The organism is Shinella sp. 20P9.1.1 (assembly GCF_057798995.1).
This window is the reverse complement of sequence record NZ_JBYOLC010000021.1, coordinates 1-17,087: the sequence shown is the minus strand read 5'-3', so window position 1 is coordinate 17,087 and position 17,087 is coordinate 1. Positions and strand designations below refer to the sequence as shown.

Genomic DNA, 17,087 nt, shown 5'->3' with positions numbered 1-17,087 from the left:
ACGTGCAACGGTCGCAAGCGCGTGCGACATAGTCCCGATGGTCATCGGGCCGTTCAAGCGAGGCGTCGTTTAGGGAGGGTTTCGGGAAAGTGTCAAAGCCCTGAAGATCGAGGCTTTTAAGCTGGTCGGAGTGGAGTGATTCGAACACTCGACCCCCACGTCCCGAACGTGAGAGGTAAGCTAATTAGGCAGCCTTCTTTCCAGCCTTTACGATTGATCTAATTACGTTTTTTTGACTCTCCACGTATTCCGCACCAAACGGAATGATTCCGTTTCTGTCAGTTTCTGTCAGTTTCTGTCCGAGGTTTCGTGCCTTGATGACGGAAAAATCTTCACGGTCGGCGAAGGAATCGGCGACATTCTTGATGTCCTCATTGCGGTGTTTGGCATAGGTCGTGACGAGCGTCTCTACGGTCATTCCGAGATAGGCCGCGATTGCAACGAACGACAGCTTCGGGTTCTGGCAGAGGTTGGTCGCACAAGTGTGTCGGAAGGTATGAATGACCGCATCGGTATCGTCTCCCAGCACTTCGTGAAAGCACTTTCGCATAGCGCGGGCCAGCTCACCTGGCTTCTCTTTGCCATTGGAGCTGTACGGATACATGCATGGATAGCGCAGCCCCTGCCGTTTCCAGCGAACGCAATACTTCACAAGGAGCGGTGGCAATTTGATAGTCGGGGCCTGCTTCGTGGAATGGACCTCTTCTTCATCGCCGAGGCGATGAAGCCACCCCTTCCAGACAGTAAGCCCGGTCTCGGCGTCGCGGGACTGGCGCAGTTCGATCCAAGGACGATCCCCTTCGTCCACAAATGACGCCAGAGACATCTTCGTCTTTCGGGAACCGGTGAAGTACGCCATTAACATGAACCGCGCCAGGTGACGCCAGACGAAGACGCGCTGTTTCGGGCGGCCGTTTACCCAGCCCATGCCTCGTTTGAAGTGCGCATGCGTGATGAGGCGAACAACCTGCTCGTCCGTGAACACCGTCGTGCGGCGGTCGTATTTCCCCGTCAGCGGGATTTTGACGTGCAGACGGGTCAGTCGTCGCTCATACGCGCAGGTGAGTGCGGCGTTCAGGTCCTGAAGATATCTAAGGGCCGCCTGAGGCTCGAACGAGACGGATTTGGCGTTGAACGGTTCTGGAGCGATGGGCGGCTTCCGCTTGAACTCGATATGGCTGCGCCTTGTGCCAACGCGGGCAGCGGCGGCAAGGTCCCACTTCTCTTTTTTCTCGACGTACGTTTCCATGGCCCGAGCATGAGCCTCACGGGCGCGCTGCACTGTCTTGTCGCGCAGGAGCCGCACGAACTGATCGCGGGCATTGATGTCGAGATCGTCGAGCGTCATGTCGCCAAAAAACTCGACGATCGTACGGAGACGGCTGAGAAGTTCCTCAGGCCTCGCCACGGGCTTCTTCTTTCCGTCGGAACCCGGAATGAAGTTGGTGAGCCGGACATCGACGTAGAGCGCGATCACGTCGGCGACGAGGACGTCAGCGATGTCCTGGTTCTTCACCCTGACGGCGACGTTGGCTTTCGCATGCTTCTCCGAGATGTACTTGACCTTGGCGAGTTCGATCTTCGCTACGTGATCGGGGTCTTTTTTGCCGAAGCCCAACGAGAACTTGATCGGCTTCCCGTCGGCGTCGATGTCACGGAGAAAGTATGTGTCGGTCTTTTCGTCGTGCCATTCCCTGGCACCCTTGCGCGGCCGTCCCATGATCGCTCCTTACTTCTTCTTTTTCGCGGCATCCAAAAGTGCGTTGATCGTGGACATTGCGTTCTGCTTCGCCCCAATCTTGCGCTCGGTATCTCGAGCGGTGATCGCGGCTGCGGTCTGAGGCTGACGCACGGTTTTCGGGGCTGCCGACGGCGCGCCACTCGCGATCCAGTCTGTCAGCGCCCTGATCGTCACACACATCTTGTTGTTGTCCATTCTCCCCTCAAGATGGCCCTGCCGGATCGCGCGGTCGAGGGAGCTGACTTTGTATGTCGGGCTTGCGATCCGCTGTCCGTTTCGCAGCACTTCGCCGCCGAGGACGGGGAGATAAACGGCGTCACGGAGCTTGATGGGAACATCCTCGCCGAACGCCCTTGGAGCCATGCCCATAGCCTCGACCTGGACGGCGTCCTTCGCGACATGCATCCCGTCGATAACGTCGTTCATGCCCATCTGGAAATCGACGAGGAATTCTTCCATGTCCGCAAGATTGCGACGGCTCAGCTCCATGTGATCCAGTTCATCCTCAGGTCGCTTTGTCGCCATCTGCTCGTCTCCACGTCGATTTCTGTCAGCGCAGAAATCACGTATCAAGGCAACTCGTCAACAACTAAATAACAACCGGAGATAAATTTCTAACCCAGTTTATAAATGTCGCGAAACTGGCTTCGTCGGCGAAATTTGTAAATTGAAAACAGCAACTTAATTTAGTCTTGAATTGCCGAGAAGCATTTGATTTAAAGTTTATCTATGCCACCTAAAATTCAAGAACTCAACCATTCCGCGTGCATCGCGAGTTCTTGAATTTCAGTCGTCTACGCCCTCAGACGCGGTGCGAATCTTACATGGCGAGCACCGCCGATTCCCGATCCAATCGCTCATGAACGGCATTCGGCAGGTCATGCAATTCCCCTCAGAGTAGGTTTCTGACATCAATGATGGGTTCGGGATTCAGCCGGCGGAAGCTAACCGCCGGCAGAGTTGCCCTTCTCGGCTTCCAGAAAGGAATGCACGTCGGCGACGAACCGGTCCTTGTCCTCGGCCGCCCGATAGCCGTCGGTGACGACCAGGATGTTACGCAACGGAAACTCGCGGCCATGCTCCCGGCAGACCGAGAGGAAATAGGCAGCCGCCTCGGCGATCTCATTTGACATCGGGCAGCTCCATCGTGGCCGTCAGCTCCTGAAATGTCCTTGGGGTGAAGTCTACATCCGGGACATCGACGCCCACGTCGCGGGAAAGTCCGAACGATGGTAGGCGGCCGTGGGAGTGGCCGTAGAGATGGACAGCGCCATGGTGCTGGCTCGGCCAAGTCCTTGCGGCGTAGTGACTCAGATAGACGTCGCGGCCGCCGTCCCTTGTGCGCAGCGCGTGTTCGGGTCTTGCCGCCCAGTCGAGCGCCGCCAGCGTCGGATGCAGGTTGCCCCGCTTATCAACGTCGTGGTTGCCGATGACCAGGTGCTTACGCCCGTTCAGCCTGCCGAAAATCTCACGGACCTTGTCGGCGTTGCGGCTCAACGAAAAGAAGACGTCGCCGAGGTGGTAGACGATATCCAACTCACCGACGACCGAATTCCAGGATTCGATGAGGTGCTCGTCATGCTCATCGATCGACGAGAACGGCCGCGGCTGCATCGCGAGCAAGCGCTCGTGGCAGAAGTGGGTGTCCGAGATGTAGAACTTCCTTACGAACATGTGACCCTCCCTCAAATCGCCAGAGAAAGCTGCGGTTGAGCGAAGCCATCGACCACCGCATGCACCTCCTCGCCGTCCAGGCGGCAGCGCGAGGCCAGCCGCTCGACAAGCTCCTGGAAAGCCGGTCGGTTACGCTCGAGGATGTCACGAGCGCGGACTGCCTGCTCCTGAAGCACATCCTCGACGCGCTGCCGTAGACGCTGATCGAACTGCCGCGCACTGACCATCGACGCCGGATCACGGTGTCCGTCCGAGCCAATGGTTTCGCCCATTCCGACGGTCGACAACGCATAGGTCAGCAAATTAGTGGCCTCGGACAGATCGACGATGACGCCGTCGGTATGAGCGCCATAGACCATTTGCTCGGCCGCCATGCCGCCGAGGATGTGAGCCACGCGATCCAGGTGCCATTGATAGTCTCGGCGCGTCTCTCGGGTCTTGACGATCGCCGCACCCGCGATCTGGGCGGAGACGGCGGGGTCGTATTCGCGCTGCACGATGACCTCGTGGACCTTCGCTCCGAGGACGGCCGCGACGACAGCATGGCCGACTTCATGAGCGGCGATGTGGCGGATGTCATCGTCGCTCCGGCGCGTACGACGCGGGAATGCACGGGCGACGTGCTGGTGCTTGAGCTCACTCTTGTCGCGTCGTGCATGCCGACGGGCATCGCGAGCGAGGCGCTCGAGGTCCGCTCCAGACATGCCCTCCGTGTGACGCCCGAACAGATTGAGCGGGAAATCCTTACCGACGCCGAGATGCTGCGCGAGGATCGCGAGCCGCGCCTCGCGGTCGGGGAGCTTGATTCCGATATGTCGGTCAAGGCGGCCGGCTCGGCGAAGCGCAGCATCGATCCCCGACGGATCGTTGGTAGCTCCGACGACAATGACGCCTTCGCGCTCGAGAGCGCCGTCCATGCACTCAAGGAGAGCGTTCACGACACCGCGGGTCCATTCGTCGGCACGGCCGTCACCGATGCTGCCGCGTTGGACAAAATTATCGATCTCGTCGATCAGGATCACCGACGGCGCGTGCAAACGAGCTTCATCGAAGGCTGCGCGCATAGCGATAATCAGGTTGCCTTGATGGCCGTCACCGGTTCCCAGCCAAGCCGAGTAGCTGCCTGACACAAAATGGGCGTCGAGGGTTTTCGCCAGCGCCGCTGCATACGTGGTCTTGCCGCAACCCGGAGGCCCTGAAAGCAGGACGCCGTTGTCGACGTCAGGCCAAGCGATGTCACCGCGACGCCAGTCGTCGATATCCCGGGCAAGTTCGAGACCCCACGCCTTGGCGTCTCCGTAGCCGTGCAACTCCTCAAGCGGACGGACGTCGGGGACGATCCGCTTCGGCGTCTTGCTTTTCTTCCCGTCCTTCTCTGCCTTCTTGGCTTCCTCGGCGACCTTCACGCCTGCCTCGTCCTCGAGCGCGACGAGGTGAAGCTCGTAGCTCTCGGAAATGGGGCGCGGTGACAGCAGTGCAAGTCGACGGTGACGCCAGGGCATCGAGATCAAGAGCTTGGCCTCGTCGAAGGAGATGTCGCGTCCCATCTCCGCAGCCGCCTGGACGACGAGTTCGGGGTCGAGTTCGACGTCGATGATGCCGTCGGCGAGGCGGCCGGACGGATGCCCCAGGTCTTCATGCTCGGTCTCGGTCAGATACAGCGTGCAGCGCGCACCGATATGACCTGTGTAGATGCCGTCGGACGTCAGCAGAGCGGCGTCGTAAGCAGCCTGCGGCTTCACACCGTCAACAGCTTCTTCGATGTCTGCGACGTGTTGGATTTCCTGAATGTAAGCCAGTGCAGGCCGTAGCCATTTTTCGGCCTCCGTCGTCGCCGGAACGGCGACGACGTACGTCCCCGACGCCGACGGGCCGAGGTTGGTGATGACGCGGATGAGGTGAAGGCGGGCAATCGTGGACTCGAATGACGGCCGAGAATCGAAGCGAGACATCGCGAACTCCTGCAAATAGATGATAGCGTCGCCGCCCGCGGATGCGGCGGCGTGGGGGCTATCGGGCTATTCGCAGTGCGTTCATGACCGTCTCCTTGAACTCTGGGCCTGTTGTGCCGGGCACCGAGTCTGCAGTCAACGCGTCGACCGCGTACGTAGTTAATTTTCAACGATCGACAATAGATAAAGTATTTTTCAAGTATCATTTGATTCAATCTCCGCCGACAAGCACCATTTCATAACGAGATGGAGCCGGAATTCTATCTCGTCAAAGACCGGGATAGAACAATGCTTAATTTCGATAATATCAAAGACGTCGATGCGCTACAGCAGCCATCGACGATGCACGGATATGACGACCACTGGCTCGAAGACTCAACCCGGGACAAGCCTCTTGGCTTCCGCGCCGAACTCGTCGGTGACGACTGTGCCGATACGCTCATGCTCCCTTTGATGAAGTCGAAGATCGGCAGCGCAGTACTGCGCATGGTCGCCGCCGATATCGTCATGTCAGCGAAGATGCATCCTGGCAGGAGCATCTCATATTCGCGCACGGACGCATTTTATAAGGCTAGACGCCAGTATCTGCCGCGCGGCGTCAACCTTACCAACGTCACCGAGGCCATCGATGTACTCGATAGCCTCGGCTACATCATTGACCACATCCGCCGTCCACCAGGGCCGCGGGGCAGACAGTCGTCCTTTAAGCCTCATCCGTCGCTCGCCATGCTGGTGCAGCCGATCATACCGACCCGTCATCGCACGGAGATCATTATGAAAGACAAGGATGGCAACGTCGTCCCTTTCAACGATGCACGTCGTCCAACCGGCACAACAGATAGCAAGAAGAAGGGGCCGTCTTTCTCGGGGCGAGTACACGACATGCGTCAGGTTGTCCGTAAGGTAAACGAGGTCCTTGAGCACACGGATATCGTTCTGGCTGCCGAAGGCGTAGTCGCTGACGGCCCATGGCTGCGCAAAGGCGACTACGTGATGTATCCGGCGCTCAAGTGCGTCTACCGTGTCTTCAACGGCGGATTGACCTATGGCGGACGGTATTACGGTGGCTGGTGGCAAGGTGTGAAGTCCGAGGACCGCCAGTACTTTCTCTTGAACGGCGAGCGGACCGAGGAAATCGACTACTCGCAGATACACCCGCGGATCATCTACATGGAAGCGGGCGTTGAACTCGTCGGCGACGCATACGACATGCCGGGACATGACCGAGGATTGTGTAAGGCTGCCTTCAATATCCTGATCAATGCCGCCACGTACAAGTCGGCGCTGGGCGCGGTCGCAAAGGAGATGAACGGTGACTACCGTGGAGCCGAGGCCGTTATCGAAGCTATCAAGCACCGCCACCGCGACGTCGAGAGCTATTTTCACAGTGGCGTCGGCATTCGACTCCAGGGTCTCGATGCCCGCATGGCCGAGATCGTGCTGACCGAGATGACCGTCAAGCGCGGTATTCCAGTCCTGCCCGTCCATGACAGCTTTATCTTTCCGGAGAGCCATAGGGAGACGCTCGTCCAGGTCATGAAGGACGCCTTCGAACGGGTCCTCGGTAAGGTTTCGAACCGTGATCAGATCGTCAAGTCGATCGTGTCGAATACGACAACGAGAACAGAGGTTTACGTGAATATAGACTACAAATGGAATGGTCCTTGTGGGCGGCCCTCTCCTCTGGCTCCAACGGTCAATAAGAATCTCGAGTCTTCTTCCCTTTCTCTCGCCTCAGCTTCTGAGATTCTACCTGGTGTCTCTTCTGGCCCTGTCGTCTCCTTCGTCAACCTGGAAACTCCTCGTCCAACCGTTCGGCGTCCTGCTCCAGAGTTCCTGCGTCGCGCCAATGCTGAACGTATCGCAGAATGGGAAATGGCAAAGGCTGCCGCCGAGAAACGCAAAGCCTCAAGATCGCAACAGGGAGGCTCGTACAGCACCGGAAACGTTCCTGAAGGTATCTCGGCACATCTGACACAAGAAACGGTACTGTATGGCCAAGTTTGACGCCCCCAGAATAAACGGTCGCGGCGCTTGCTTTATGCTCCGCCGACGATCAGAATCGAAGTGTAAAGCAAGCGCCATCCCGGCCGCCTTGCTCTGAAAAGGGGTGACTTCCGGCGTCGCCCCTTTTCCATTTCTACAACTCCGCCCTGGCCTCTCCGTTTGGAAAAATACTTGTGTTCTACAGGTAGAACATAAAATCTGAATGCCACTTGTTTCGAGCGTCGCCGACAAGCACTCTTGTTCTACAGGTAGAACGGAGTTTCAGAATGTCGTACGTAGCCGAGCTTCTCAGAGAACTTATCGACGAGCCAACTATCCGCATGCCGCCGAAAAAGCCGACGCCGATCGGTATCCGTGACCTGCCGGACGCGGAGCGCAGAGCGTACAAAGCCCAACGCCAGGCCGAGCGCCGTGCCAAGCTCAAGGCACGCACCGACGAAGGCAGCGTGAAGTTCGATGCGGCGTCAGCGCGAGAAGCCTTGGCGGATGCCGCGATTATGCTCCTGGCGTCTGGTGCGGAAGGATCGGCGTCGATTGAGCGATATCTGACAAAGGTCTTCCACGATCAGCACGGTGCTGTCCTCACGATCCGGGCAAATGCGCGTAGCGGCCGCCTCAAGCCAAAGCTCTTGGAGATTGCGATGAAGTCATCATGATTTACCGATGGGACGCGGATGTCCCATTCTCAACGTGTTTTGATTTCGGCGGTTGGGACATCTCGGCCGCCGTTTTTGTCTCATGCGTCGCTTCTGCCGACTATCACGTAGTGATGATACGTAGTGATGGAGATGGACATGCCGAGAGCGAACCATGGGGCTGACAGCACAGAGCCAACGCGCGAATGGCGCAAGCGAAACAGGGCCGAGCGCCGACCTGAGACGGACGCTGTAGATACCGCGCTGGCGGCCGCCGTCACCGTCTACAGACACACAGCAGAAGCGACGTCTTCGAAGCGTGACGTGACTCGCGCGACGGCTCTGGAACTGATGGCGGTAAACTACCTCGTTGCCAGAGGTTACGCTCATGACCAGGCGGCGCGTCAAGTCCGCCGTCGAGTTCGGCGTCTCGATGCCGCGTCTCTCGTTCCGCTGGTCAACAGCACCTCCGGCGTGACGTTGCTCGATCGTTACATCATGCCGTCTTGAAGTGACCACTTCCGTCTCTGTGACCCGCTGCATATCGGGTTTCGGATGGTGTTTTTTGGCCGTCTTCTCCCCATTACTTCCTTTCTGTGAATCGGCCACCGGTTAAATCACGTAGTGATGTAGTTCCTTGCAAGCCGACGGCCAACGATCCCCTCAGAGCCAAAAATTCTGAGGGGATCATCATGGCAAAAGTTTCTGGAATAGCCGAAAGCCTCGACGGGCGTCTCAAAGCCGCCGTCCGCGCCCACGGCGTCGAAATCAACGCCCTCGCGGACCGCACGCTCGCCGAAGGCGTTCTGCGCCACTGGCACCACGGGATGGGGCCGTCGCCGATCGAACTCAAGGGCGGCGAGTTGTTCGACCAGCGCATCCGTCCGACGTCCGACGCCGACATCACGGCCGTGCGCCGCTACATGCCGCACGAGATGCACCGGGGCCTCCTCATCATCCGCACGCTGCTCCAGAGCGAGGGCATGGATATCGACTTCCTTTCCAATCTACCGCAGCCGATAGACATCGGCCACGGCGACCCCGTCGAACGCTGGACCATCCGTGGCTCCGTTGGAGGCGTGCGCGCGCACACCCAGCTCGACATTACCCTCGGCCGAGGCCCGGACGCATTCTCGCCCGCGATCGAGGTCACCGAAATCCCATCGCTGATCTCGCGCCTTCCGCCACTGACGATTGCCTGCCAGCCACTCGAGGCTGCCTATGCCGAAAAGCTCCTCGCTGTCATCTGCCAATCTGGCACCGACATGCGCGTCAAACATCTCGCCGACGTCGCCGACGAGCGCTTGTGGGACGGCATCGATACCGATCAGATCGCCGACGAACTCGAACGCGTCTGTCGTCACCGCGGCATCGATCCGACGGCGCTGCCGGACACGCTTGATGTCGCCGACTACGAGCGCCTGCGGTCGAACTGGTCGAAATTCAACCGTCTTGGCATGACGCCCATTTCCTTCGACGACGCGATCGATGCCGCCGACGGCATCTGGCAAGACGTCCAGGCCGCTATGTCCATGCGCCCGCAGCCGTCGTATGCGCCCGCACGTCGGGTCGGAGGCATGCGATGAGCAAGTCGGCCGACACGGCGGAATGGGATGCGGCGATGAACGCGCTCGTTGTCGCGATCGACCTCCCTGATCATCTGCTCGGCCCAATCCGGGACCTGATCGACCCCGGTCTCGGGCAGGTGTTTTTCCGATTCTGGCAGCAAGATGCGGACGACGGGAGCTCGGAAATCGGCGGCACATCGCCCGAGGAAACAGACTGCAAATGGCGTATTCGCGCCGAGGCCTGGTATGATCTCAACAACATCGACGTCAGCCATGTCATCGACTGGCTGATCGTATCGCGTGAGATGAATCAGTACTGGCTCCGGAACGTCGATGATCGCGGACATCCGAAGAAGCTGACGAAGTGCAGCACGCTTGACCGCCTTGTCGTGGAAGCAACCAGGGGCCTTCGTCATCGTAGCAAACAACCCGAGATCGTCCTCGACCACGACGAGGAGGTCCATGTCGCACACCTCGGCGACGGCTACAGTCTCGTTCAAATCCTGACGCCTAATGCCCTTCGCCGCGAGGGCATCCGCATGCACAACTGCCTGCGCCACGGCGACCACGGGAACGTCCTGACCTGGTCGACAACCCGCTACTACAGCGTCCGCGATACCGACGACAAGCCGCTCGGCACGTTCGAACTTCATGTCGGCCACGTCCGCCAATTCGCGGGTCCATGCAACATGGCTCCAAACCGCGACATCATCGACCGCGTCGCTGCCGTTGCCGACGTCTGGGGTTGGCATGATTTGCATGCGGCGACGTCCGAATTTCCCGATCCTGATGACGATATTCCAGGCGTCCCATTTCCCGTGTTCGAAAACCGCCGGCGGATTTGATGCCGGCCTTTTTCGAGCAAACATAACCCGAGAAGCTTTTGAGGGGAGCGCCATGAACACGACACAGCCTGACATCCAAACTCTCACCGCACGCGGCCTCAGGCTCCTCGGTAAGCTCGGCATGCTCTCGCCCGCCGAGCGGTCCCTCGTCGATCCGTACGTCGCCTGCCTCGAACTCTATCTCGATGAGACCCGGCCCGCACCGGCACAGACCCCGACGTCGAACGTCGTGTCCTTCGAAGACGCGACGATGGTCCGTCGTGTGCAGCGCGCCGAGGGCGAGCGGCGACGGGTTGCCGAGGTCCGGAATTGCGGTCAGCATCGTCACGGGGTCAACGAGTTCGGGGATGACGTCTATGATTACGAGTGACTACGAGATCGGTGGCGGCGAACTGCTTGAATGGGACGACATCGAGATGCCCGAGGCATCCGAAGAAGACGACATGCTTCACATCGACTGGGATACCGAGTGCTACCTACCTGCGCTCGACGGCAGCGGCATGGTCCGGGCGATCCCTGTCCACGGAACAACGGCCGCCTGGATTCGGAGACAGGAAGACCAGTGCCGCATCGACACCGCCGACGCCATCTGTCAGCCGGCCGTTATCAGGTAGCGGCGACCCCGTCAGCGGGGACTTTAGTTTTCAGTGAAGGCCGAGATCGTCCGCGCACGCCGCACGAAAGGCTACGACACCAGGCACGATCTTCTCCTTGTCGACATGAGCTACGGCAGCACGCTGCTCTTCGAGCAACTCCTTGAGGATCGGGTCCTGCGGTGTCAGGTCTGCCATGGCAAACAGCGCCGCCTTCTGCGCCTTCAACGCCGCCTTGGCGGTCATGAGGTGCGCTTCCATATAGACGTCGAGCATGTCGGAAAGCGCTTGGCACTGGTCCGTCGTGAGGTTTCCAGCCGAACCAGCCGAAGGCGACATCATCATCGCGACGATGGCCGCGCATACCGTTTTCTTCATTCCATTCCCCATTTTAGCACCAAGGCTCCCGTCGGCCGCTCCACGTCCGCGCCAGACCTTCCGATACCAGAACGTCGCCGAGGCTCATGCCGTCTCTAATCAAGACTCGTAGCTTGCGGCCGTACTTGTCTTCATCTCGATTGTCCCACATCGCAAACTCGATCGGTCCTGCGTTGACGAGTTGGAGCAACCGCTTCGTAGCCCGAGCGCCGAGCGCCGCTTCGGACGAGCATTTCGGCTCTCCAACCTCCGGGGTATCGATATCGGCGATCCTGATTTTCGCCCCCTGGTGCCAGAGCGTGTCCCCATCGACAACGCAGTGGTAGCGCTTCGACCCCGAGCAGAGCGTATAGGGCTTCAAAGCTTCGGACTTCACGGTTGACGTCGTCGTCGGTGTTTTGATGAGTTGCACGGACGGACTGACGGTTTCGATCTTCGCCGACGACACAACGTCCTGATGTCCGGCCGCCTGAAATTGTTGCGGCTGGGCGACGTAGCTGTAACCTACGCCGGCCGAAAACGCTCCGAGCATCGACAATGCGACAAGTTTTCCGAACGACATCACTGCACTCCTGAGATTGCATCTCGATCCGATGAATAACCCGGAGAAGTTGAATTAAAGGTATCTAGTTGCAGACAATTTTACCGAACTCACTGAGACATGGTCCACGCCCGACGCCTGTCCGGCTTTAGCGCAAATGAGCACCAAAAAAGTGCACGCTGGCGATGGGTAGTTAAAATGCGAGCGATTTCCGAAGGGGTTTCTTGAGTTCTGACGCGTACATCGGCCGTCCACGAAAACGAAGGTGTGACATGGCGTGCATGACTAAACCGGGGCTCATACGCTGCATAACAGTATGCAGTGTGGGTCCGGCACCCATTGCCGTCGGAGGTATCGCTTATGGCGAACACCAAGACTACCACCCCGCTCTCAAAGCAGAAGCCGCGTAGCCGCTTCTACAACTTCCCGAACGCCGAAGGAAAGGTTCTGGGGCAGAAGAAGTTCCAGATGATCCGTCAGCCCGAGTGCGTGCTGAAGGCTGAAGGAGATAACATTCCCGATTTCTTTCGCGCTTACTTGATGTGTGGGATCGTTGGGAACCACTGGGCCGAGGCTAGCGACAAGGTCGCGCAGCTTTTCCCGGACAAGTCTCCGACTTTGCGCGTGGTGCTTCGTCTCATCGAGAAGAAGCTCCTGGTGGTGGTCAAGCTCGAGTTCGAGGAAGCAGCCGTTGCTCTCCTCGACGCCGCCAGCAAGGCGAAGTACGACCGCTACTGGACGCACTGGAAAGGGAAGAAGATGGCCGTCGTCTATCTTCCTATCTCCTGCCCCGAAGATCACGACATCTTGCGCTACAAGGCGTCGAACGTCTTCGCTCTCGGTGCATGGACTCTTGAACGCCTCCGCCCGCGCATCATTGCCTGGGCCGAGGAACATCTCTAGTAGCTAAAACCCCGGCGTCTTCACCGACGCCGGGGTTTCTCGTTGTCTTGACACATTAACCTGGTCGACGGATATTGCGGCATGGATGCAGTCGCGAAACAGCTGTGTTCTTTCCGGGAGGGCGCAGGGGTTCCAAAAATGACCTGCGCCTTCTTCGTTTCTATAGAATACCTAATATAAATTAAGTATTTCATGGTTAATTCGCCCTTCATGGCGCGATAAATACTTGTTTCTCGCCACCGGTAGCCCGGAGATATACTTAGTAGTTGGGGAACGGCTAAGTGACTCGGAAGAAGAAATCCGTCTAAACGGTTGAAAAGCGCGATCTCGGCACGCCCGAGACCCGCCGCCGTGTGACGTCCGATCCCCTTCTTTCATCCGAAATCCAACCGCACCGGCTCCAGGCAGCGCTCGCGATCCGCGCCGCGCTCGAGGACGGTCTCTCCGCACCCGGACTCGACATGGTCCGGATCGGCATGTGCGGCGGCGCATCGAGCGGCGACCGATCATATATCCCGACGACCCCGGCCAACATCGAGAACCGCACATGCCACGGCCGCTGGGTCCAGGCATGCCGCGCCGCCGATCTCGAACACTACATCGTCGAGCTATTCGCCGTCGGGCACTCGCTCCGCCAGATCACCGGCCACGTCCATCTCCGCCGTTCGCGCTGCGCCGATATCGTAGATCGCGGCCCCGACCTTTACGCCGACCTGCGCGGCTTCCGCCGCCATCCCCGCCTCGGCGCGCGGGTGGCCGCTTGGGAAGCCCTGTCGGCGACCAGCCAATTCCCGATCCCGAGACGCCGATCTTCGCCATGCCGGCCAAGGCCGCTCTCCGGAACCGAGCAACCAGAAAAGACAAAATGAGGGAACACTATGAATCTTGAAACCCAGCACATCGCGCCGACCGCTCTCGATCTCGGTAGTGACGCCGAAAATGACATCAGGGCCAGGGTCGCCGCGAAATACCTAGAGCATGGCGACGTCGATCCACGCGGCACGGTCGAACTTGGTGACTTCGACGAATGGAGCAGGAAGTTCCTCGCCGAATACCTGGACAACACCAGACAGACAAAGCTGAAGTGTTCCGTCAAGGCGCTGCGCCAGCATAACCTTGCCCGGAAACGCGCGAACACCGTCAAGCTGATCGGCCTCGACTTTGTCGCCGAGAACGCCAACGAGCATGGCAACCGCGCCATCCGCAGCAAAGTCTCCCACGACGTCCGAAAGGGTACTAAGCCCGGGCCGTTCGGACGCGGCTCCATCAAGCTGACCGATGCCGATATCGTCGAGCGCCATGGCCGGCCGGCTCTTGGCGTCATGTCCGCGGAGCGGTTTCAGTCGGCGCTGTCGGTGGTCTGGGAAACCGGGCGTCGTCTCGATCTCAAGCCAAAGACCGAGTTCCAGCGGACGGTGGATGCGCTGGCCGACGTCATGGGAAGGAGGGTGTCGGTATGAGTATCGTCAATCTTACCGGGCTCCGTCTCGAACTCGCGAAAGCCGAAGCCGAGAAGCAGCGCGCCCGCGAGGACGAGCTGAAGACCCTGCTCGCCGAGACCGAGAAGCTCCGCGAGCAGGTCAAGCTCATCGCGCACCACGTCAACCACCTGCGTGACTTCATGCTGAGACAGACCGTCATCAACGACAAGGTCGTCAACATCATCGACAGGAGGACCGCGTCATGAGCGATGCCAAGACGTTTGAAACCGCCATCTCCGAGATGCGCATTTTCGTGTTCGCTTGCCCGGAGATCATGGGTAGTCACCGATATCGTCTGGACGGCGGCCTGATGGCTATCGAGGGCTATCGGTACATCCTCGATAAGCATCTCGCGCTCTCGTGGGCTTCTTACAAGCATCGGATGCCCAGTCGGTGTTTCGACGCCGACGCCGTTGTCGAAGCACGGCAGGACGCCAGGGTGGCACTCTGGAACCTGTTCCGGGAATTCGAGCGCCTCGAAGCGGACGAGAAGCGTTCCGGCGAGCCTTTGTTCCTTGGCCTCGCCGACTTTGGGAAGAACTGGGATAGCATCGTCCGGCACCTGCGCCCGCTCGACGACGAATTCATCGGCCGTCACACGGCCACGACGAACGAGTTCTTCCACAGCCTTACGGAGAACCCCTTTTACGCCCCGATCGAGGACTGGTCCGAAGCCGATCACACTGCGAGACAAGCCATGACCTTATCTCCTACCGACATCAAGCGGCTCCGCCACATGCATGACTTCGGCTTCCGCACCCGGGACATCGCAAGATGACCGCCGCCATCGTCACACTCGAAGCCGCCGGCCCGGAATTGCACATCGTTTTCGGCGGCCGGCTATTCGTCGTTCCGGTTCTTGACGGCTATGCCCAGCGCCTTGACGTCATCGAGGTTGCTTACAACGCGAGCCTGACAATTCAAGAACTCGCGGGCATCTACCGTGCTGTCGAGCGCCTCGGCGTCAATTTCGAAAGCTCCGCGTACAACGGCCGATTCTGACCGGCATCCCGCTCTATACAGTATACGCCGCCGCCGGCCCGCAGTATCCGCCCCTATAGAAGTGTTGACAACGTTTCGAATACTTCTCGAATTACTCTGCATGATTTTCATAAAAAGCTACCGTCGACGCGATTTCTTGAATAAAAATTCGTTTACAATTCTAATTAATTCAAGACACCATAATTCAAGATGCGAACTGTGCTTAATTTTTATTGAAAAATGGGGTTGTCCCCGACACAGGGATCAGCAATCATACTTACTTGAGAGACGGAATTAGCCACTCTCAACGCTCTCGGAACCGGGCGAACTAAGTAAGGAAGAATAAAATGACTACAGCAATTCAGAATTTCGCAGTTTGGGCCAACGGCACGTTCTTCGGTGTCTACACTGGCATCGATGCGAAAGCCGCCCTTCTCGCCCACGTGCAGGACGCCGGATACCAGAGCATCGAAAGTGCGGCCGACGTACTCGAAGAGACGGTGGAGGAATTCATCGACAGTACGCAGGTCAAACTCCTGGCACCGATGAGGGAACGCATTTCCATCGTCAACGCGACAGTCGTCACCGATGAGGACCTGCATGTTGCCTTCGACATCGCCCTCGACGGCACGGTCGTTGTTAGCACGCTCGAGTTGCTCGACGCCGATCTTGATCTGGTAACCGAAGACCGTCACCTGAACGTCAACAGCGAGTACCGCGATGCGGTTGCGACGGCGCTCGGCGACGTCAGGGAATTCTATGAAGAGACCAGCCCCGACGCCCGCAGCGGTGTCCTCGGCGATATCGCGGATGTTGTCGGCGACAAGCTTGCCGCTGTCGTTGCAGAGCTGAAGGCGGTCCGTATCGAAGCCGCCTGACGATGGTCCCTTGGCCGGGACCGAAACCGGGGAAACCCGGTCGCGGTAGCCAAACCCACTACCCCGCTCGCTGGAACCGGGCGCTTACAGAAAAAGGAAAGATCACATGAAAGTATCCAAAGAAAATCTTCCACGCGTTGCTAGATTCCCTGTCTACTGCGTCGAACACGCGCCCGTCGAAGGTGCTGATGGCGTCGGCGAATACGGCGAAAACGAAAACGGAAAGGCCGAGTGGTATTTCCGTTTCTCATACGGCGAAGGCAGAGCAGGGGTGTACGCTTGGGTATATCTCGCTGAGAGTGAGGACCACGTCGAACTCGTCCTCGACGAGCGCGACGGACTTACCGACGGTGTTGCTCAGTACTACGAAAAACTCGCCAAAAGCGTCTTCGCGCAAGCCGCATTCGTCCGCAGCGAGCTTCCCGATGCGATCCGCTCGTACCGGGAAATGATGGCCGAAGCCGCCTGATGCCGCATTCTGACACCACCGCTTGGGGTGGTGTCATTGGGCCGCATCCGACCCCGCCGACTGGAACCCGGCGCAATTTCAACAAGGGAAAGATCACATGTTCGCACTTAACGTAAACGCCCAGACCACCGTCTCGCTGGCGCGTCCGGTCTCGCTCCGGAAGGCTCGGTCCAAGGCTACGGTATCGCTGGCAAAGCGCCAGACCTCGGCCTGCTCCCCGACGGTCGCACTCGTGAACTTCTTCGGCTGCCAGGACGACCTTCACCGCGCTCTCGGTCGCACGGACGCCGATGCCGCCCGGGACATCGCAATGTCGGCACTCAAGATGGAAATCGCGGCGAACGAGTACGCTTATCTGTCGGGCCGCACGCTGACCCCGCGCGCTGCCATCCGCGCCGCTTTCGGTTCCCAGGACATCAACCGTGGTCACTGGAGGCTCGA

At 59.0% G+C, this 17,087-nt stretch carries 22 protein-coding genes; 15 read left to right on the top strand and 7 right to left on the bottom strand.

Features of this window, described 5'->3' with window-relative positions; all coding sequences use genetic code 11:
- Positions 1–184: 184 nt before the first annotated feature.
- The 5 genes from AC27VQ_RS24335 to AC27VQ_RS24315 form a co-directional block, all read right to left on the bottom strand.
- A complete protein-coding gene (locus AC27VQ_RS24335) occupies positions 185–1,720 on the bottom strand; it encodes a hypothetical protein (protein ID WP_488718357.1) in 1,536 nt (511 codons plus the stop codon).
- 9 nt (positions 1,721–1,729) lie between these two features.
- On the bottom strand, positions 1,730–2,266 hold the full coding sequence (locus tag AC27VQ_RS24330) for a hypothetical protein (protein WP_488718356.1): 537 nt from the start codon (positions 2,264–2,266) through the stop codon (positions 1,730–1,732).
- Positions 2,267–2,685: 419 nt separating this feature from the next.
- Positions 2,686–2,874: a hypothetical protein gene (locus AC27VQ_RS24325; protein WP_488718355.1), complete on the bottom strand. Its 189-nt coding sequence runs from the start codon at positions 2,872–2,874 to the stop codon at positions 2,686–2,688.
- Positions 2,864–3,415: a hypothetical protein gene (locus AC27VQ_RS24320; RefSeq protein ID WP_488718354.1), complete on the bottom strand. Its 552-nt coding sequence runs from the start codon at positions 3,413–3,415 to the stop codon at positions 2,864–2,866. Before AC27VQ_RS24320 ends, AC27VQ_RS24325 begins: the two co-directional genes overlap by 11 nt.
- A gap of 11 nt (positions 3,416–3,426) precedes the next feature.
- Positions 3,427–5,367, bottom strand: coding sequence for an AAA family ATPase (locus tag AC27VQ_RS24315; RefSeq protein WP_488718353.1), 1,941 nt, complete (start codon positions 5,365–5,367; stop codon positions 3,427–3,429).
- A 288-nt stretch (positions 5,368–5,655) separates the two neighbouring features.
- Here AC27VQ_RS24315 and AC27VQ_RS24310 point away from each other — a divergent pair, with 288 nt between their 5' ends.
- The 6 genes from AC27VQ_RS24310 (at position 5,656) to AC27VQ_RS24285 (ending at position 11,036) form a co-directional block, all read left to right on the top strand.
- Positions 5,656–7,374: a hypothetical protein gene (locus AC27VQ_RS24310; RefSeq protein ID WP_488718352.1), complete on the top strand. Its 1,719-nt coding sequence runs from the start codon at positions 5,656–5,658 to the stop codon at positions 7,372–7,374.
- A 266-nt stretch (positions 7,375–7,640) separates the two neighbouring features.
- Positions 7,641–8,030, top strand: a complete 390-nt coding sequence (locus AC27VQ_RS24305) for a hypothetical protein (protein ID WP_488718351.1) — start codon at positions 7,641–7,643, stop codon at positions 8,028–8,030.
- A gap of 671 nt (positions 8,031–8,701) precedes the next feature.
- On the top strand, positions 8,702–9,595 hold the full coding sequence (locus AC27VQ_RS24300) for a nucleotidyl transferase AbiEii/AbiGii toxin family protein (protein ID WP_488718350.1): 894 nt from the start codon (positions 8,702–8,704) through the stop codon (positions 9,593–9,595).
- A complete protein-coding gene (locus AC27VQ_RS24295) occupies positions 9,592–10,422 on the top strand; it encodes a hypothetical protein (protein ID WP_488718349.1) in 831 nt (276 codons plus the stop codon). The genes AC27VQ_RS24300 and AC27VQ_RS24295 overlap by 4 nt, the downstream gene beginning before the upstream one ends.
- Before the next feature lie 52 nt (positions 10,423–10,474).
- Positions 10,475–10,792 carry a hypothetical protein gene (locus AC27VQ_RS24290; RefSeq protein WP_488718348.1) on the top strand — a complete coding sequence of 106 codons (318 nt, stop codon included), beginning with the start codon at positions 10,475–10,477 and terminating at the stop codon, positions 10,790–10,792.
- Entirely contained in the window at positions 10,779–11,036 is a 258-nt protein-coding gene (locus AC27VQ_RS24285; protein ID WP_488718347.1) for a hypothetical protein, read from the top strand. Before AC27VQ_RS24290 ends, AC27VQ_RS24285 begins: the two co-directional genes overlap by 14 nt.
- Positions 11,037–11,066: 30 nt before the next feature.
- Here AC27VQ_RS24285 and AC27VQ_RS24280 read toward each other — a convergent pair whose 3' ends face one another.
- Together AC27VQ_RS24280 and AC27VQ_RS24275 are read right to left on the bottom strand one after the other, a co-directional pair.
- Positions 11,067–11,393 carry a hypothetical protein gene (locus AC27VQ_RS24280; protein ID WP_488718346.1) on the bottom strand — a complete coding sequence of 109 codons (327 nt, stop codon included), beginning with the start codon at positions 11,391–11,393 and terminating at the stop codon, positions 11,067–11,069.
- A gap of 13 nt (positions 11,394–11,406) precedes the next feature.
- Positions 11,407–11,955 (bottom strand): thermonuclease family protein, encoded by a 549-nt coding sequence (locus AC27VQ_RS24275; protein WP_488718345.1) that lies wholly within the window; start codon positions 11,953–11,955, stop codon positions 11,407–11,409.
- Positions 11,956–12,294: 339 nt separating this feature from the next.
- Here AC27VQ_RS24275 and AC27VQ_RS24270 point away from each other — a divergent pair, with 339 nt between their 5' ends.
- From AC27VQ_RS24270 to AC27VQ_RS24230, 9 genes are all read left to right on the top strand, one after another.
- Positions 12,295–12,837 (top strand): hypothetical protein, encoded by a 543-nt coding sequence (locus AC27VQ_RS24270; protein WP_488718344.1) that lies wholly within the window; start codon positions 12,295–12,297, stop codon positions 12,835–12,837.
- A 353-nt stretch (positions 12,838–13,190) separates the two neighbouring features.
- Entirely contained in the window at positions 13,191–13,706 is a 516-nt protein-coding gene (locus AC27VQ_RS24265) for a hypothetical protein (protein ID WP_488718343.1), read from the top strand.
- Between the two features lie 9 nt (positions 13,707–13,715).
- The gene (locus AC27VQ_RS24260) at positions 13,716–14,297 is read left to right on the top strand and encodes a hypothetical protein (RefSeq protein ID WP_488718342.1); all 582 of its coding nucleotides are present in this window, start codon (positions 13,716–13,718) and stop codon (positions 14,295–14,297) included.
- Positions 14,294–14,524 carry a hypothetical protein gene (locus tag AC27VQ_RS24255; RefSeq protein WP_488718341.1) on the top strand — a complete coding sequence of 77 codons (231 nt, stop codon included), beginning with the start codon at positions 14,294–14,296 and terminating at the stop codon, positions 14,522–14,524. The genes AC27VQ_RS24260 and AC27VQ_RS24255 overlap by 4 nt, the downstream gene beginning before the upstream one ends.
- Positions 14,521–15,096, top strand: coding sequence for a hypothetical protein (locus AC27VQ_RS24250; protein WP_488718340.1), 576 nt, complete (start codon positions 14,521–14,523; stop codon positions 15,094–15,096). The genes AC27VQ_RS24255 and AC27VQ_RS24250 overlap by 4 nt, the downstream gene beginning before the upstream one ends.
- The gene (locus AC27VQ_RS24245) at positions 15,093–15,320 is read left to right on the top strand and encodes a hypothetical protein (RefSeq protein WP_488718339.1); all 228 of its coding nucleotides are present in this window, start codon (positions 15,093–15,095) and stop codon (positions 15,318–15,320) included. Before AC27VQ_RS24250 ends, AC27VQ_RS24245 begins: the two co-directional genes overlap by 4 nt.
- 326 nt (positions 15,321–15,646) lie before the next feature.
- The gene (locus AC27VQ_RS24240; protein WP_488718338.1) at positions 15,647–16,177 is read left to right on the top strand and encodes a hypothetical protein; all 531 of its coding nucleotides are present in this window, start codon (positions 15,647–15,649) and stop codon (positions 16,175–16,177) included.
- 106 nt (positions 16,178–16,283) lie between these two features.
- A complete protein-coding gene (locus AC27VQ_RS24235) occupies positions 16,284–16,646 on the top strand; it encodes a hypothetical protein (protein ID WP_488718337.1) in 363 nt (120 codons plus the stop codon).
- A gap of 97 nt (positions 16,647–16,743) precedes the next feature.
- Positions 16,744–17,087: hypothetical protein (locus tag AC27VQ_RS24230; protein ID WP_488718336.1), on the top strand; the 344-nt coding region annotated here is incomplete at its 3' end.